The sequence below is a fragment of the Arenimonas malthae CC-JY-1 genome, assembly GCF_000747075.1.
Taxonomy (GTDB): Bacteria; Pseudomonadota; Gammaproteobacteria; order Xanthomonadales; family Xanthomonadaceae; genus Arenimonas; species Arenimonas malthae.
The window spans coordinates 16360-32362 of record NZ_AVCH01000203.1; the positions used below are offsets into that span (position 1 = coordinate 16360).

Consider the following 16003-nt stretch of genomic DNA (forward strand, 5'->3'; position numbering starts at 1 on the left):
GCGCCGGAGCCGGCCGTGCCCGCCCGTTTCCTGCGCACCGCGCCGCCGGCCTCCATTCCAACGCGGGAGACTCCCCATGAACCCTGAACCCAGCGCCCTGGCGCTGCTGCGCCGTGGCATCGACGGACTCGACGACGCCATGCTGCTCCTGCTCGCCGGGCGCCGCCGCCTGGTGGGCGCCGCCGCCACGCTGAAACAGCGCGCCGGCCTGCCACCGCGTGATCCCGAGCGCGAACTGCGCGTGCTGGCCCGCGGCCTGGGCCTGGCGCGCCGCCTCGGGCTGCCGCCGGAACTCGCGCGCGGCCAGCTGTCGCTGGTGATCGCCGACGCCTGGCGCCAGCAGGGCCTGGACGATGCGCAGGACGAGGACGACGACGCCATCGAGGGCGTGGCCATGCGGCCGGCGCTGGCGGGCCCGCCAGCCGAAGGTCCCGCCGAACCACGCCGCCGCCTGCTGCGCTGGCTGCCGCCGCCGAAACGCTGGGCGCCGCTGCTGTCGCGCCTGCCGCAGGCCTGGCAGCAGCGCGCGCTGGAAGCCGCGGTGGGCCGACTGCTGGCCGCGCCGCTGGCCAAGGGCGAGCTGGACTTCATGCGCGGCCGGCGGCTGGGCATCGCGGTTCCGGACCTGGGCCTGTCGTGGGTGTTGGAATTGCAGGGCGACCGCCTGCGCGCCAGCGACGAACCCGCCGAAGCCACCGTGCGCGGCAGCGCCACCGACCTGCTGCTGCTCGCCAGCCGGCTCGAAGACGCCGACACGCTGTTCTTCCAGCGCCGGCTCGAACTGACCGGCGACACCGAGCTCGGCCTCACCGCACGCAACCTGCTCGACCGCCTGCCCTGGGAATCGGTGCCACTGGGTGCGCGCATCGCCCTCAACCGCGGCGCGCGCCTGGCGCGCGACGCCCGCGACGCCTACCGGGAGCAGGCATGAACGCTGCAACCAAACCCCGGGACGACTTCGCGCCGCGCTGGCGCGAGGGCCTGGACGAGGAATACGCCGCGCTCTCGGCCACGCTCGAACGGCTGGTGCCTTGCCTGGAAGTGCCGCTGCACCTGCCGTGGATCGACGCGATCCGCCGGCTCAAGCGCGAACGCGGCGCGGTGCTGATGGCGCACAGCTACCAATCGCCGGAAATCTTCCACGGCGTCGCCGACGTCACCGGCGATTCGCTGGCGCTGGCGCAGGCGGCCGCCACCTGCGACGCCGAGGTGGTGGTGCTGTGCGGCGTGCACTTCATGGCCGAGACCGCGAAGATCCTGGCGCCGCGCGTGAAGGTGCTCATTCCCGACGCCCGCGCCGGCTGTTCGCTGGCCGACGCCATCACCGCCGCAGACGTGCGCGCGCTGCGCGCCCGCCACCCGGGCGCGCCGGTGGTGAGCTACGTGAACACCACGGCGGAAGTGAAGGCCGAGTCCGACGCCTGCTGCACCTCGGCCAACGCCGTGCAGGTGGTGGAGGCGATGGGCGCCGACAAGGTGATCTTCCTGCCCGACCGCTACCTGGGCGCGCACGTGGCCAGCCGCACCGACGTGCAGCTGGTGCTCTGGGACGGCCGCTGCGAGGTGCACGAGACCTTCACCGCCGCGCAGGCGCGGCGTGCCCGCGAACGTTACGACGCGCGCCTGGTGGCGCACCCCGAGTGCCCGCCGGAGGTGCTGGCCGAAGCCGATTTCGTCGGCTCCACCACCGCCATGGGCGCCTGGCTGGAACGCGAGCAGCCCGAACGCGTGGCGCTGATCACCGAGTGTTCGCTGGCCGACAACCTGCGCCTGCAGTTCCCGGCCACCGAATTCATCAAACCCTGCAACCTCTGCCCGCACATGAAGCGCATCACGCTGCAGAACATCCATGCCTGCCTGCGCGACCTGTCCGGCGAAGTCATCGTGCCTGGCGACGTGGCGGCGCGCGCCCGCCGGGCGCTGGAACGCATGCTGGCGGTCGGCCGGCGCGACGCGGCCTGAGCGTGCGAAAGCCGCTGGTGGTGGTGGGCGCCGGCATCGCCGGCCTGTCCGTGGCGCTGTCCGCGGCGCCGCGGCCGGTGTGGCTGGTGAGCCGCGGCCGGCCCGGCGAGGCAAGCGCCAGTGCGCTGGCGCAAGGTGGCGTGGCGGCCGCGCTGGGCGAAGGCGACGACCCGGCGCAGCATGCCCAGGACACGCTCGTCGCCGGTGCCGGCCACAACGACGAGGAAAACGTGCACTGGCTGGTGTCGCAGGCGGCGTCGGCCATCGCGTGGCTGGCCGGGCAGGGCGTGTGCTTCGATCGCGATGCGTCCGGGTACTGCCTCGGGCGCGAAGGGGGCCATGGCCGCCATCGCATCGTGCATGCGCGTGGTGATGCCACCGGCGCGGCCATCGTGGCGGCCCTGGCCGCGCGCGCCGAAACGGCCGCGCACATCACCTGGTTCGACGCACATGCGTTGCAGGGCATCGGCCTGCGGGCGGGGCGGGTGGCGGGCGTGCGCCTGGCCGATGCCGCCGGCGAAACCGTCGGACTGCAGGCCGCCGACGTGGTGTTGGCCACGGGTGGCATCGGCGCCCTGTTCGCCGCCACCACCAACCCGCCCGGTGCCGACGGCGCCGGATTGGCGCTGGCGCTGGAAGCCGGCGCGCAAGCGCGCGACCTCGAGTTCATCCAGTTCCATCCGACCGCGCTCGCCGTGGATGTCGGTGGCCCGCTGCCGCTGCTCACCGAGGCGCTGCGCGGCGCCGGCGCCGTGCTGCGCGACGGCGACGGCCACGCGCTGATGGCAGGCCGGCACCCGCTGGGCGACCTGGCGCCGCGCGACGTGGTGGCACGCGAGGTGTGGCGGGAGCGCCATGCCGGCGGCAGCGCCTGGCTCGACGCCACCGCGCTGGGCGATCGCCTTGCGTCGGATTTCCCCACGGCCCTGGCCATCGGCCGCGCGCAGGGCATCGACCCGCGCCGGCAATGGCTGCCGGTGGCGCCGGCGGCGCATTTCCACATGGGCGGCGTGTCGGTGGATGCGCTGGGCCGCAGCACGGTGCCCGGGCTGCACGCGGTGGGCGAAGTCGCCTGCAACGGCGTGCACGGCGCCAACCGCCTGGCCAGCAATTCGCTGCTCGAGGGCGTGGCCTTCGGGCGGCGGCTGGGCGCCTGGCTCGCGTCGCACGCGTCGGCGCCAGGCGCGACGGCGGACGAGTGGATCACGCTGGGCGACGATGCGCCGCCGTGCGACCTGCGAACGCTGCGCTGCCTGCTCGCGCAGTCGCTCGGACCGGTGCGCGACGGCGACGGCCTGCGCCGCGCACTCGCGGAAATCGCCGCCACGCCCGGTTTGTCGCAGGCGTGGCAGGGCCGGCTGGCGACGCGTTTGCTGCACGCTGCGCTGGCCCGCCGCGACAGCCTGGGCGCGCATTGGCGGGAAGATACGCCGGCCGGACCTTCCATACACCAGCGAATCGCTACGCCTGCGTACGGCGAAATTCCTTGATGCGCGCCGCCGCATGCGCGACATTGGCACGGTTTGGCCCATCTTCCGCACTCCAAGAAGTCCTTGATGAACCTCCCGCATTCCTTCGATCGCGCCCAGCTGCTGGCCTGCGCCAGCGGCGCCATGTTCGGCCCCGGCGGCGCGCGCCTGCCTTCCGACCCGATGCTGATGTTCGACCGCATCACCGAGATCAGCGAGGAGGGCGGCAAGTTCGGGAAAGGCATCATCCGCGCCGAGCTCGACGTGCGCCCGGACCTGTGGTTTTTCGCCTGCCACTTCGTCGACGACCCGGTGATGCCGGGCTGCCTGGGGCTGGACGCGATGTGGCAGCTCACCGGCTTCTTCCTGCCGTGGCTGGGCGAACCGGGCCGCGGCCGCGCGCTCGGCGTGGGCCAGGTGAAGTTCACCGGCCAGGTGCTGCCGACCGCGAAGCTGGTCAGCTATGAAATCGACATCCGGCGCGTCGTGCGCGGCCGCCTGAAGATGGTGATCGCCGACGGCCGCACCCTGGTGGACGGCCGCGAGATCTACACCGCCGAAGAGCTGCGCGTCGGCCTGTTCACTTCCACCGAGGCGCTGTGAGCATGCGCAAGGTCGCCATCACCGGCATGGGCATCGTGTCGTGCCTGGGCAATGAACTCGACGACGTCTCGGCCGCGCTGCGCGCCGGGCGTTCCGGCATCCGCCACCAGCCCGAAGCCGCCGAACGCGGCCTGCGCAGCCAGGTGGGCGGCGCGCCCGTCATCGACCTGGCGTCGCGCATCGACCGCAAGGCGCTGCGCTTTATGGGCGACGGCGCGGCGTTCGCGCACGTGGCCCTGCAGTCGGCCATCGCCGACGCCGGCCTGGGCGAAGCCGACATCCGCAACCCGCGCACCGGCCTCATCGCCGGCTCCGGCGGCGGTTCGACGCAGTGGCAGGTGGAAGCCGCCGACCTGCTGCGCGAGCGCGGCGTGCGCAAGGTGGGCCCGTACATGGTGCCGCGCACCATGGGCTCCACCGTGTCGGCCAACCTGGCCACGGCCTTCGGCATCCAGGGCGTGAGTTATTCCATCGCCGCCGCCTGCGCCACCTCGGCGCACTGCATCGGCGCCGCGGCCGACCTGATCCGCGCCGGCCGCCAGGACGTGGTGTTCGCCGGCGGCGGCGAGGAACTGCACTGGACCCTGAGCCTGCAGTTCGACGCCATGGGCGCGCTCTCCACGCACCACAACGAACACCCGAAAACCGCCTCGCGCCCCTACGACGCCGGCCGCGACGGCTTCGTCATCGCCGGCGGCGCCGGCATGCTGGTGCTGGAGGACTATGACCGCGCCCACGCCCGCGGCGCCCGCATCCACGCGGTGCTGGCCGGCTACGGCGTCACGTCCGACGGCGCCGACATGGTGGCGCCCTCGGGCGAAGGCGCGGTGCGCTGCATGCACATGGCGCTCGAAGGCGTCGATGCCCCGGTGGACTACCTCAACACCCACGGCACGTCGACGCCGCTGGGCGACCTGGTGGAGCTGCGCGCGGTGCGCGAGGCCTTCGGCGAAAACATCCCGCCGCTGTCGTCCACCAAGGCGCTGTCGGGCCACTCGCTGGGCGCCGCCAGCGTGCACGAGGCCATCTACTGCCTGCTGATGATGCGCGACGGCTTCATGGCCGGCTCGGCCAACATCGAAACGCTGGACCCGCAGGCCGAAGGTTTCCCCATCCTGCGCGAAAGCCGCGACGCCGTGCTCGACACCGTGATGTCGAACAGCTTCGGCTTCGGCGGCACCAACGCCACGCTGGTGTTCCAGCGCGACCGCGGCTGATCAGCCCGCCGGCAGGCCCGGCTTGCCGGGCTGGCCGTGCCAGTAGCCGTTGACCGCGCCCCGGCGCGGCGGCGGCAGCGGCGAACGCCGCGCCAGGTCGAAGTGTTCGACCACCGAGGCCATGTCTAGCGCCTGCGGGTAAAGCCGCAGCACGTCGACGCCCAGCGCGCGCAGCGCCGGCAGCTCCGGCCCGAGGTCGGTGGTTTCCTCGCCCTGCACCTGGATGCCGTTGATGCGCAGGAAGGGTTCGCCTTCGCGCGTGGCCAGCGGCAGGCCGTCGGGGTGTTCGATGCAGCGGAAGCCGCAGGCGTCCTTGGCCACGTCGAGCGCGCGCGCCGTGAAGCAGCGCGCCGAATATGCCAGCGGCAGCCGGCCCCAGGCGATCACTTCCAGCTCCGGGCGCGCCAGGCCGTCGGCATCGAGCGCCGCGAGCAGGTCGTCCAGCAGCGGCAGGCCCTGTTCGACGCCCGGCACCCAGCGGCGCAGGCCATCTTCGGCCAGCATGGTCAGCGCGCGATGGTTGTAGACGTTCAGGCTGGGCCCGGCCACGAAGGGCCGGCCGCGCTCGCGGCACAGCTGCACGGTGGTCAGGTCGTTGGCTTCGACCAGGAAGCGGCCGTCGTCGAGCATGCGGTTCACGGCATTGAGCTCGGATTCGGCCTCGACCAGGGCCAGGCTGGAGAGCACCACGTCCTTGCCGGCGCCGGCCAGTTCCGCCGCCAGTGCGATCCAGTCGCGGGTGCCCAGTTCGCGGCGCTTGCTGCACACCGTTTCGCCCAGGTAGACCACGTCCACCGGCCAGCCGGCGGCTTCGCGGTAGAAGGCGAGCGTGCGCTCGCGCGGCCAGAAGTACTGCAGGGGTCCGAGGCTGAGTTTCATGCGGTCAGTGCCAGGCGCGGTGGTAGGGGCCGAGGGTGGTCTGGTGGCCTTCGGCATGGGCCGACAGCGCCTGCTGCCAGCGCGGCTGCGCCGACCAGTTCGCCGGGTCGGCGCGATGGCGGTCGATGGCCTCGCGCCAGGTGCGGGTGACCGCGCCGACATAGGCCACGCCGCGCTGGCGGCCTTCGATCTTCAGCGCCGCGACGCCGGCCCTGGCCAGCTGCGGCAGCAGTTCGAGCGTGTTGAGGCTGGTCGGTTCCTCCAGCGCGTGGAAAACCTCGCCGCCCACGTCGAAGCGGCCCTTGCACACCGTCGGGTAGGCGGCTGGCTCGCCCGGCGCGTAACGGTCCATCAGCAAGCCGTTCAGGCGCACGCCGCGCTGGCCGTCGGCGTGCTCCTCCCAGCGCACGAAGCGCGCCGGCGAACACACGCCGTGGCGGTTGGGCGAGGCGCCGGTGACGTAGCTCGACAGCTGGCAGCGGCCCTCGACCATGATGCACAGGCTGCCGAAGGCAAACACCTCCAGCGGCACCGGCGAGTGTTCGCACAGGCGCTCCACCTGCTGCAGCGACAGCACCCGCGGCAGCACGGCGCGGCTGATGCCGAAGCGCTCGTGCATGTAGCGCAGCGCCGGCGCGGTGGTGGCCGAGCCCTGCACCGACAGGTGCCGGGCCATGTTGGGGTGCTCGCGTTGGGCGTGGTCGAGCACGGCCATCTCGGCGGCGATGATGGCGTCGCAGCCCAGTCCGGCGGCGTGGTCCACCGCGGCCTGCCAGGCGCGCAGGCGGGCGGTTTCGGGGTAGGTGTTGAGCGCCAGGTAGACCTTGCGGCCGCGCTGGTGGGCGTAGGCGATGCCGGCCCGCAGTTCGGCCTCGTCGAAGTTCAGGCCCGGGAAGGCGCGGGCGTTGGTCTGGTCGCGGAAACCGGCGTACACGGCGTCGGCGCCGGCGTCGATGGCCGCCTGCAGGGCCGGCAGGTTGCCGGCGGGACACACCAGTTGCATCGCGGACTCCGCGCCGTGGACAGGGGCCACATGCTCGCCGCGGCGGCCTGGCCTGTCGTTGACCTGCGTCAGTTACGGGCGCGCCCGCTCGGGGCAGCATGGGGGAAAGCGGCCCGATGCGCCGCGCGACGAACCCGAGGAACCCCCATGTCCCGCCTGAGTTTCGCGATCTGCCTTGCCCTGCTGCTGCCGCTGCCGGCGCTGGCGGGCGAACACGCCCACGCTGCCGACCCGCACGCCCACGCGGCCGCCGCGCCTTCCGGCGATGCCGCCGCGCCGGCGGCCCGCTGGCAGCCCGACGCGCCGCTCAGCCGCGGCATGCAGCGCGTGCGCGCCGCCACCGCGGCGCTGGAACACGGTGAACACGGCCACCTAGAAGCCGCGCAGGTGCAGGGCATCGCCGCCGAGTTGCGCGCGGCGGTGGACGAGATGTTCGCCAACTGCCGCCTGGACCCCGAACCCGACGCGGCCCTGCACCCGCTGCTGGCGCGCGTGCTCACGGCCAGCCGCGCACTGGCCGGCGGCGAATTCGACCAGGCGGCGCTGGACGAGCTGCGCGCGGTGCTGGCGCGTTACCCGCAGCTGTTCGAGGACGCGGCCTGGATGCCGCTGTAAAGCGCTTCGGCGCGGCGTTCCGCGGCCGGGTCGGGCACGATCGCCTCGCTCCAGGCGCGCGAGGTCTCCGCCGGCCATTTGCGGGTGGCGTCCAGCCCCAGCTTCGAGCCGAGGTTGGGCACCGGGCTGGAGAAGTCGAGGTAGTCGATGGGCGTGTTTTCCACCAGCAGGCTGTCGCGCGCCGGGTCCACCCGGGTCGACAGCGCCCACAGCACCTGCGGCCAGTCGCGCACGTCGATGTCGTCGTCGGTGACGATGACGAACTTGGTGTAGGTGAACTGCCGCAGGTAGGACCACACGCCCATCATGATGCGGCGTGCGTGCCCCGGGTACTGCTTGCGGATGCTGACCACGGCGATGCGGTAGGAGCAGGCTTCCGGCGGCAGGTAGAAATCGACGATCTCCGGGAAGATGCGCCGCAGGATCGGCACGAACACCTCGTTGAGCGCCGAGGCCAGCACCGAAGGTTCGTCCTCGGGCGCGCGGCCCATGTAGCTGCCGTGGTAGATGGCGTCGCGGCGCAGGCGCAGGCGTTTCACCGTGAACACCGGGAATTCGCCCTGGGCGTTGTAGTAGCCGGTGTGGTCGCCGTAGGGCCCTTCGAGCGCGGTGTCGCCGGGTTCGATGAAGCCTTCCATCACGATCTCGGCGCCGGCGGGGGCGTCCAGCCCGGTCAGTTCGCTGTGCCAGACGCGCGTGCGGGCGCCGCGCAGCAGGCCGGCGAATTCGTACTCCGACAGCGTGTCGGGCACCGGCGCCACGGCGGCGAGCATGGTCGCCGGGTCGGCGCCGATGGCCACCAGCACCGGGAAGGGTTTGCCCGGGTGCGCGGCGCGGAAATCGGCGAAATCCAGCGCGCCGCCGCGGTGCGGCAGCCAGCGCATGGCCACGCGGTGGCGGCCCAGCACTTGCTGGCGGTAGATGGCCACGTTCTGGCGCGGCTGGCGGGTGCCGCGCGTGACCACCAGGCCGAAGGTGATGAGCGGCGCCACGTCGCCGGGCCAGCAGCGCTGGATGGGCAGCATGCCGAGGTCGATGTCCTCGCCTTCGAGCACGACCTCGTTGAAGGCGGCGTCCTTCGTGGTGCGCGGCGCCACCAGCGCCAGCTGCGCCAGTTCCGGCCAGCTCGACAGCGCCTGGCGCAGGTTCGGGGGCCAGCGCGGTTCCTTCACCGCCGCCAGCAGCTCGCCCAGTTCGCGCAGCGAGGCAAGCGGGCGTCCGCCCAGCGCCAGCTCGATGCGGTCGCGGTGGCCGAACAGGTTGCCCAGCAGCGGGTGCCGCGAGCCCACCGGGTTTTCCATCAGCAGGGCCGGGCCACCGCGCCTGAGCGCGAGCCGGCACAGCGCGGTGCTTTCGAGGTCGGGATCCACCGGCTCGGCGACGCGGCGCAGCTGGCCGCGGCGTTCCAGCACGCCCAGGAAACCGCGCAGGTCGGCGTGGCTCATGCCGGCGTTGTGCCCAGCCGCGCGCGCAGCGCCTGCAGCGCCGGCGCCAGGGCGATGCCGTGCGCCTGCAGCCAGCCCGGGTCGAACAGGGTTTCGGCATAGCGCTCGCCGCGGTCGCAGAGCAGGCTGACGATGCTGCCGCGCTCGCCGCGTTCGCGCATGCCTTCGGCCAGGGCCAGGCAGGCCACCAGGTTGGTGCCGGAACTACCGCCGTAGCGCCGGCCCAGCATGTCCTCGAGCAGCCAGGCGCCGGCGATGGCATCGGCGTCGTCCACTTCCTGCACGGCATCCACCACGTCGAACAGGAAGCCCGGTTCGACGCGCGGCCGGCCGATGCCTTCGATGAGCGTGGGCGCCGTCGCCACCGCGGCCGGGCTGCGCGTGCGCCAGCCGTGGGCGAAGGCGCCGCCGGTGGGTTCGGCCACGCAGGTACGGGTGTCGAGCTGGCGGTAGCGCAGGTAGCGGCCGATGGTGGCCGAGGTGCCGCCGGTGCCGGCGCCGCAGACGATCCAGGCCGGCTCCGGGTGCGGTTCGCGTGCCATCTGGGCCAGCACCGATTCGGCGATGTTGTTGTTGCCCCGCCAGTCGGTGGCGCGTTCGGCCAGCCCGAACTGGTCCAGGTAACACAGGCCGTCGTCGGCGGCGCGTTCGCGCGCCAGCCGGCTGGCGTCCACCCCGGCCGGCACCAGCACGCATTCGGCGCCGAGCGAGTGGATCAGGCGCACCTTGGCCGGCGCGGTGCAATCGGGCATCACCGCCTGGAAACGCAGGCCCAGCAGGCGCGCGAACCAGGCCTCGGAGATGGCGGTGCTGCCGGAGGACGCATCGATGACGCCCTGGCCCTCGCGCAGGCGGCCGTTGCACAGCGCATACAGGAACAGCGACCGCGCCAGCCGGTGCTTGAGGCTGCCGGTGGGGTGCGAGGCTTCGTCCTTGAAGTAGAAGTCGATGCCGGGGAAGGCGGGCAGCTCCAGCCGCAGCAGGTGGGTGTCGGCCGAACGCGCGGCTTCCTGGGCCAGGCTGGCCAGGGCCTGCTTCAGCCAGTGGCGGTCGGCGGCGCTCATGGCGTGGCCACCAGCGCGGCGGCCGTGCGTTCGAGGTATTCGAAGTACATCTCCAGGTAGCTGATGCCGTTGCCGGTGTCGAGCAGGAAGGGGTTCATCAGCGTGTGGCGCAGGATCACGATGCGGTCGTCGTCCTCGCCGCCGGCGTCGAGCGTGGCCGGGTCGAGGTCGAGCGAGGCGAGTACGCGCGCGGTGTCTTCCGCGCCCAGGATCTCCGGGCGCAGCGTGGTCATGGAGCCGAAGAACTCGCGCGCCTGCAGCGGCTGGCGCGGGTCGTAGCTCAGGCGCTCGTGCAGGGCGCGCACGAAGCGGTTCATGGTGGCCACGTCGCGGTTGCCGGCGGGGTTGAGCGCCAGGCAGATGAGGTTGCTGTCGGGCTCGAAGGGCACGCTGCAGTGCAGGCGGCCGGCCAGCCGCGCGGCGAAGCGCGTGGCCGCGGTGCGGAAGGCGCCGGTGGCCAGGATGGACTCGCGCGGCAGCGCGCCGAAGTTCTGGTGGTCCAGCGGCAGCACGCGGTGGGTCACGTACACCGCCGCGGGGGCCGCACCGGGCTTGGAGCCTTCCGGGATGTAGCGGCCGAGCTGGCGGTAGCGGCGGAAGAAATCGCCGTCTTCGCCGGGGCTGAAGACGTAGTCGGCGTCTTCGGCCAGCAGGGCCATGGCGCGCTGGTCGCGGCACAGGAAGGCGCCGGCGCCGTAGGGGATGTAGCCGAGCTTGTGCGGATCGACGGTGATCGAATCGACCTTCGCCAGCGCGCCCACGGCGGCGTGCACTTCCGGCGCCGGGAAGTCCTGGAACTCCTCGCGCATGTCGGAGAGCTTGCGCAGGCTGCCGTCGGGCTCGCGGAACAGCGTGGCCAGGTAGCCGCCCCAGGCGGCGTCCACGTGCACGCCGAAGCCGAGGCCTTGGGCGGCCCAGCGTTCGCGCGCGGCCACCAGTTCGTCCACCGGGTCGATGGTGCCGAACTCGGTGCTGCCCAGCACGCCCACGCACAGCAGCACGGGCTGGCGGTCGCGCCGGCAGCGTTCCAGGATGTCCTCGAGCGCACCGGGGTCCAGCCGCATGCCGCGCTCGGGCACCAGCTCGAGCTGGGCGCGGCCCAGGCCCATCAGCTTCATGCCCTTGGACCAGGAATAGTGCGCGGTCACCGGCGCCAGCACGCGTGGCGAGCGCAGGGTGGGGTGGCGGGCCAGGAAGTCGGCCAGGCCCAGGGTTTCCAGCCGCCGTGCGGCCAGCGCGCGGCGCCAGTGCCGGCGTTCGGCCGGCGTCTGCTGCGCCAGCCAGCCATTCCACGCCTCGAGCAACGCCACGGTGGCAGACGGCGTGAGGTTGAACGCCGCTTCGTCGTCGACGGGCAGGGCCAGGCCGGGCGGCGCGGCGGCGCGCAGCGCCACGGGGAAGGCCTTGAGCGCCAGCGCCAGCCGCAAGGCCTGGAAGTTCGCCAGCGTGCCGCCCGAGGTGAGGTGGCCAAAGGCGCAGTCGGGGCGCGCCGGGTCGTCGACGAAGCCGAACATGCGCGCCAGCTGCAGGCCCACCTTCAGTTCGAGGTCGATGGTGACCGGCGCCGCGTCGATGCTGACGTTGTTCGGGTTGTAGGGCAGGGTGAGGAACTGCGCCGCCAGTCCCGGCAGCAGCAGGTCGGACACCATGTGGCCGATGTAGCGCGGGCTGTGGAAGGGCACCGAGCGCTTGAGCGAGGCCGACAGCGCGTGCAGTTCGCGGCGCATGCGCGCCTCGAAGTCGCGGAAGGCCGGCTCGCCGGCGGCGCCGGTGGGGATGGCCGGCGGGTCCTCGGGGTGGAAGTTGCGGCGCCAGTAGACGTGGTCGCGCAGGAATTCGACGACCAGCTTTTCCAGCAGCGTGTCGTTCTCGCCGTAGGGGCCGAGGAAGCAGGGATGGATGGCGGGCGAGGTCACGAGGCGAGGCCCTGCAGCAGGCCCAGCGGATGGTGCGCGCGGGCCACGAAATACATGAAGGCGAAGGTGGCCAGCGCGGCCGCGTAGAACAGGGCGCGGGATCGCTGGCTGCGCGCGCGCTTCAGCGCCAGGCTGCCCAGCACCACGTAGACCACCAGCAGGCCCAGCTTCACCGACAGCCAGGGCACCACGAAGGGATTGAGCTTGAGCGCGGTGAGCAGCATCAGCGCGGCGGTGAGCAGCACCGTGTCGATGGTGTAGCTCAGGTAGCGCAGCGGCGCCGCCATGGCCCACTTCACGCCGCCCAGCACCAGCGCGCCGCGCAGCGCGAACAGCCCGCCGCTGGCCAGCACCGCGGCGATGTGCACCATCTTGATCTGCAGGTAGAACGCGAGCATCCGAAACTCCGGTGGAAGGTCAGCCCGGGCGGCCGTCGATGCGCGGCGTGGCGTAGATCCACAGCGAGCGCAGCACCCAGGGAAGGAAGACGAGCAGCCAGCCGAGGCCGGCGGCCAGGAACCACGGCGCCGGGTTCGCGGCCAGCTCCGACCCCACGCGCAGCACCGCCACCGCCTGCATGCCGATGAAGGCCAGCGCCGGGACGCGCCCCAGCACCAGCGGGCGGCCCGAGTGGCCCTGCGTCACGCGCGTGACCATGGCCACCAGCAGGCTGCCGAAGAAACCCACCGACACCGCGTGCACCGGGCCGCGGCCCAGGGTGAATTCACCCGTGCCCAGGAACCACAGGCTCTGCGCGGCATACAGCGCCAGCGCCATGGGCAGCCAGCCGTAGCCGACGAACAGCACGCGCAGCAGCGCGGGAGCCTTGCCCCGCGGCCACCAGCGCCAGAGCATCAGGCCGTGCAACGCGAGCAGCGGCAGGTCCACCAGCCACAGCCACTGGTAGAGATGCGCCAGTTCCAGCGCCAGGTGGCCCAGCCACAGCGGCCAGCAGGCGGCCAGCAGCCACATCGGCCGCCAGGCGCGGTAGCCCGCCACCACGTTGCCGGCGAAGAACGGGAACATGCGGTGCGCCACCGTGGAATAGATGGGCACCAGCAGGCCGAAAGTGCCGATCTTGAGCATGGCGAAGGCCAGCCTCGGCTCCTGCGGCAGGTGCAGGTACACCACGAAGGCCAGCAGCCCCGCCAGGCCCATCACCAGCGCCGCGAAGCACGACACCGCGTGCCAGTTGCCGCTGCGGTCGCGCAGCAGCCAGCCGGCCAGCACGGCCATGGCGGCCAGCCATCCCGCCAGCGTGTTCACCACGCCGACGTGCAGCAGCAGCGCCGAGCCCGACAGCAGGCCCGCCAGCGTCAGCGCCTGGCCGGCGACCAGGCCCAGGCCCACCGGCAGGTAGTGCCAGCGGCTGGCCTCCACCTGGCCCATCCAGCGCGGGAATACGGTGAGCAGGAAGCCGAAGATGAAGGTGGGCAGCACCTGGTACTGCATGACGAAGGCATGCATCCAGCCGGCGGGCACGCTGGGCGTGGGCAGCAGGCCGCCCAGCCAGCCGGTCCACCAGGCCATGGCGGCCAGTACGTTGGCGGCGCCCACGAAGAACAGCAGGCGGTGCGGGGCCGCCGCGATGGCGGCCAGCGGGAAGGGGGAAGCTTGCGGCAGGGCAGCCATGGCGGGCTCCTGGTGACGTGCCGCCATGGTGCGGGCACGGCCGCGGCCGCGCCTTGATGCAAGTCAGTCGCAACGCCCCCGGTCAGGGTTCGGCGTGGCGCCGCAGCAGGTTGAAGTAGGACTTGTTGATCAGGTCGAGGGCGCGCTGGGTGCCTTCCTTGCCGATCAGGTGTTCCCGCGCCTCGGACAGGTCGTAGAGCATCTCGCGCACGGCCGGTTCGCGCACCAGGCTCTGCACCCAGCCCACCACCGCCAGGCGTTCGCCCTGTTCCACCGGCCGCACGCGGTGCAGCTGGCCGGTGGGGTAGCAGATGGCCGAGCGGGCGGGCAGCTTGTAGGCCGATTCGCCGCTGCCGGTTTCGAAGGCCAGTTCGCCGCCCTGGTAGGCGTCGGGCTCGTTCAGGAACAGGGTGAAGGAGACATCGCTGCGCACGTGGTTGGGTTCGCCCATGATCGGCGCGTCCACGTGCAGGCCGTAGGCCATGCCGGGCTGGTAGCGGCTGACCAGCATGGCGGCCAGCCGGCGCGGGTGGGCGATGCCCATGAAGGCGTCGCAGCGGCCAAGGGCCTGCATGACCACGGCGGAGATTTCCTTCATCACCGGGTGGTTCCAGGGGATCTGCTGGTTGTTCTTGGCCTTCTGCAGCAGTTCGCCCGTGGTGGCCTTGCCGTCGGTGAAGGCGACGGTGCCGGCGAGCCGCTTGATCAGCGCCAGTTCGTCGGGGGTGATCAGTTCCGGGAGGGTCAGGATCATGCGGGGCTCGTGGCGGTCGCGGGTTTCCGGGGCCCAGTGTAGGGCCTCGGCCCGACGGCTGGCACACTGGCGCCGTGCGAAAACGACCCCCGGCCATCGATGGGCTTGCCGCCAGCACGCTGCAACTGCCACCCGGGCCCTGGCCCACGGTGCTCGACGGCCTGTGCGCGCGTTTCCCGGCCGTGCCGCGCGCGGACTGGCTGGCGCGTTTTGCGCGCGGGCGGGTGCTCGATTCTTCCGGCGATCGGCTGGCGCCGGACACGCCGTACCGGATCGGGCTGGAAGTGCACTACTACCGCGAAGTGCCCGACGAGCCGCGGATTCCCTTCGAAGAAACCGTGCTCTACGCCGACGCCGACCTGCTGGTGGCCGACAAGCCGCATTTCCTGCCGGTGACGCCGGCGGGCGTGCACGTGCATGAAACCCTGCTGGGCCGGCTGGTGCGCCGAACCGGCAACGCCGGCCTGGTGCCACTGCACCGGATCGACCGGGAGACGGCGGGGCTGGTGCTGTTCTCCGTGAACCCGCGCAGCCGAGCGGCCTACCAGGCGCTGTTCCGCGAGCGGCGCATCGAAAAGCATTACGAGGCGGTGGCGCCGGCCTTGCCGGACATATCGTTTCCCTGCGTGCGCACCAGCCGCATCGTGCCGGGCGAGCCGTTCCATCGCATGCAGGAAGCGGAGGGTGCCGCGAACAGCGAGACGCGCATCGACGTCCTCGAGCGTGGCGAGGGCCTCTGGCGTTACGCGCTGTCGCCCGTCACGGGCCGAAAGCACCAGCTGCGCGTGCACCTGGCCGCGCTGGGCGCGCCCATCGCCAACGACCCGCTGTATCCCGCGCCGGCGCATCGCGGGCCGGGCGATTTTTCGGCGCCGCTGCAGCTGCTGGCGAAGCGGCTGGTGTTCACCGACCCGCTCAGCGGCGTCGTGCGCGAATTCTCCAGCCAGCGGCGGGAACTTGATCGAAATCAGCACCCGATCCACCCGGCCGGGAGTAAGGTAGGCCCACGATGAAGCGCCTGCGCCAAACCCACCTGCGTGCCCGGCTGTCGCTGCTGGCGATGGTGGCGCTGCTGTGGACGCAGTTCGCCATGGCCAGCCACCCGGCCTGCACCCTGGCGAGCATGGTGATGTCCGGCAGCCACGCCGGCATGGCCATGGCGGACGAGCCTGCGCCCGCGCCCTGCCATGAGGCCCCGGCCCCGGACGCCGACCTTCCCGCAGGCTGTGAATCCCATTGCAGCCGCAGCGACCTGGCTACCGACGCCTCGCGCGTGCTCACCGTGCCCGCGCTCGGCCCGCTGCCGGCGCCGCCCCTCCTGCTGGCCCTGGCGCATTCGCCCCTGGCTCCGGGCGGAACGCTGCCGCCCGGCCCCTTGCGCTCCTGGCACCGCCCCACCGCCCATCCCGCCAGTCTCCTGCTGATTTGATCCGTCGCCGATGAC

Annotated in this window: 16 protein-coding genes; 8 read left to right on the forward strand and 8 right to left on the reverse strand. The window is 72.4% G+C overall.

Annotated features, from left to right (window positions below; genetic code table 11):
- Nucleotides 1-76: 76 nt before the first annotated feature.
- The 5 genes from ubiT (at nucleotide 77) to fabB (ending at nucleotide 5251) form a co-directional block, all read left to right on the forward strand.
- Nucleotides 77-931, forward strand: a complete 855-nt coding sequence (gene ubiT / locus N790_RS15395) for a ubiquinone anaerobic biosynthesis accessory factor UbiT (RefSeq protein ID WP_052385973.1) — start codon at nucleotides 77-79, stop codon at nucleotides 929-931.
- On the forward strand, nucleotides 928-1962 hold the full coding sequence (gene nadA / locus N790_RS13630; RefSeq protein WP_043805089.1) for a quinolinate synthase NadA: 1035 nt from the start codon (nucleotides 928-930) through the stop codon (nucleotides 1960-1962). The genes ubiT and nadA overlap by 4 nt, the downstream gene beginning before the upstream one ends.
- A gap of 2 nt (nucleotides 1963-1964) precedes the next feature.
- Nucleotides 1965-3452: an L-aspartate oxidase gene (locus N790_RS13635; protein WP_245593793.1), complete on the forward strand. Its 1488-nt coding sequence runs from the start codon at nucleotides 1965-1967 to the stop codon at nucleotides 3450-3452.
- A 66-nt stretch (nucleotides 3453-3518) separates the two neighbouring features.
- A complete protein-coding gene (fabA, locus tag N790_RS13640) occupies nucleotides 3519-4034 on the forward strand; it encodes a 3-hydroxyacyl-[acyl-carrier-protein] dehydratase FabA (RefSeq protein ID WP_043805090.1) in 516 nt (171 codons plus the stop codon).
- A 2-nt stretch (nucleotides 4035-4036) separates the two neighbouring features.
- On the forward strand, nucleotides 4037-5251 hold the full coding sequence (fabB, locus tag N790_RS13645; RefSeq protein WP_043805092.1) for a beta-ketoacyl-ACP synthase I: 1215 nt from the start codon (nucleotides 4037-4039) through the stop codon (nucleotides 5249-5251).
- Here the strand turns inward: fabB and N790_RS13650 are convergent, their stop codons facing one another.
- Complete coding sequence (locus tag N790_RS13650) at nucleotides 5252-6130, reverse strand: U32 family peptidase (protein ID WP_043805094.1); 879 nt, start codon at nucleotides 6128-6130, stop codon at nucleotides 5252-5254.
- 4 nt (nucleotides 6131-6134) lie between these two features.
- Nucleotides 6135-7133 (reverse strand): ubiquinone anaerobic biosynthesis protein UbiU, encoded by a 999-nt coding sequence (gene ubiU / locus N790_RS13655; RefSeq protein ID WP_043805097.1) that lies wholly within the window; start codon nucleotides 7131-7133, stop codon nucleotides 6135-6137.
- A 147-nt stretch (nucleotides 7134-7280) separates the two neighbouring features.
- Here ubiU and N790_RS13660 point away from each other — a divergent pair, with 147 nt between their 5' ends.
- Entirely contained in the window at nucleotides 7281-7748 is a 468-nt protein-coding gene (locus tag N790_RS13660) for a hypothetical protein (RefSeq protein ID WP_043805098.1), read from the forward strand.
- Here N790_RS13660 and N790_RS13665 read toward each other — a convergent pair.
- The 6 genes from N790_RS13665 to N790_RS13690 form a co-directional block, all read right to left on the reverse strand.
- Entirely contained in the window at nucleotides 7706-9193 is a 1488-nt protein-coding gene (locus N790_RS13665; protein ID WP_043805100.1) for a UbiD family decarboxylase, read from the reverse strand. The two genes, N790_RS13660 and N790_RS13665, sit on opposite strands and share 43 nt — an antisense overlap.
- The gene (locus N790_RS13670; RefSeq protein ID WP_043805101.1) at nucleotides 9190-10257 is read right to left on the reverse strand and encodes a PLP-dependent cysteine synthase family protein; all 1068 of its coding nucleotides are present in this window, start codon (nucleotides 10255-10257) and stop codon (nucleotides 9190-9192) included. The genes N790_RS13665 and N790_RS13670 overlap by 4 nt, the downstream gene beginning before the upstream one ends.
- Nucleotides 10254-12173 (reverse strand): pyridoxal phosphate-dependent decarboxylase family protein, encoded by a 1920-nt coding sequence (locus tag N790_RS13675; RefSeq protein WP_043805103.1) that lies wholly within the window; start codon nucleotides 12171-12173, stop codon nucleotides 10254-10256. Before N790_RS13675 ends, N790_RS13670 begins: the two co-directional genes overlap by 4 nt.
- Nucleotides 12170-12571 carry a SirB2 family protein gene (locus tag N790_RS13680; protein ID WP_043805105.1) on the reverse strand — a complete coding sequence of 134 codons (402 nt, stop codon included), beginning with the start codon at nucleotides 12569-12571 and terminating at the stop codon, nucleotides 12170-12172. Before N790_RS13680 ends, N790_RS13675 begins: the two co-directional genes overlap by 4 nt.
- Before the next feature lie 19 nt (nucleotides 12572-12590).
- On the reverse strand, nucleotides 12591-13805 hold the full coding sequence (locus N790_RS13685) for an NnrS family protein (RefSeq protein WP_043805106.1): 1215 nt from the start codon (nucleotides 13803-13805) through the stop codon (nucleotides 12591-12593).
- 82 nt (nucleotides 13806-13887) lie between these two features.
- Nucleotides 13888-14559, reverse strand: coding sequence for a Fe2+-dependent dioxygenase (locus tag N790_RS13690; RefSeq protein ID WP_043805109.1), 672 nt, complete (start codon nucleotides 14557-14559; stop codon nucleotides 13888-13890).
- 74 nt (nucleotides 14560-14633) lie between these two features.
- Between N790_RS13690 and N790_RS13695 the strand changes: the two genes are divergently transcribed.
- Complete coding sequence (locus N790_RS13695; RefSeq protein WP_052385974.1) at nucleotides 14634-15572, forward strand: pseudouridine synthase; 939 nt, start codon at nucleotides 14634-14636, stop codon at nucleotides 15570-15572.
- Nucleotides 15569-15988 (forward strand): hypothetical protein, encoded by a 420-nt coding sequence (locus N790_RS13700; protein ID WP_043805111.1) that lies wholly within the window; start codon nucleotides 15569-15571, stop codon nucleotides 15986-15988. The genes N790_RS13695 and N790_RS13700 overlap by 4 nt, the downstream gene beginning before the upstream one ends.
- The last annotated feature ends 15 nt before the right edge of the window (nucleotides 15989-16003 follow it).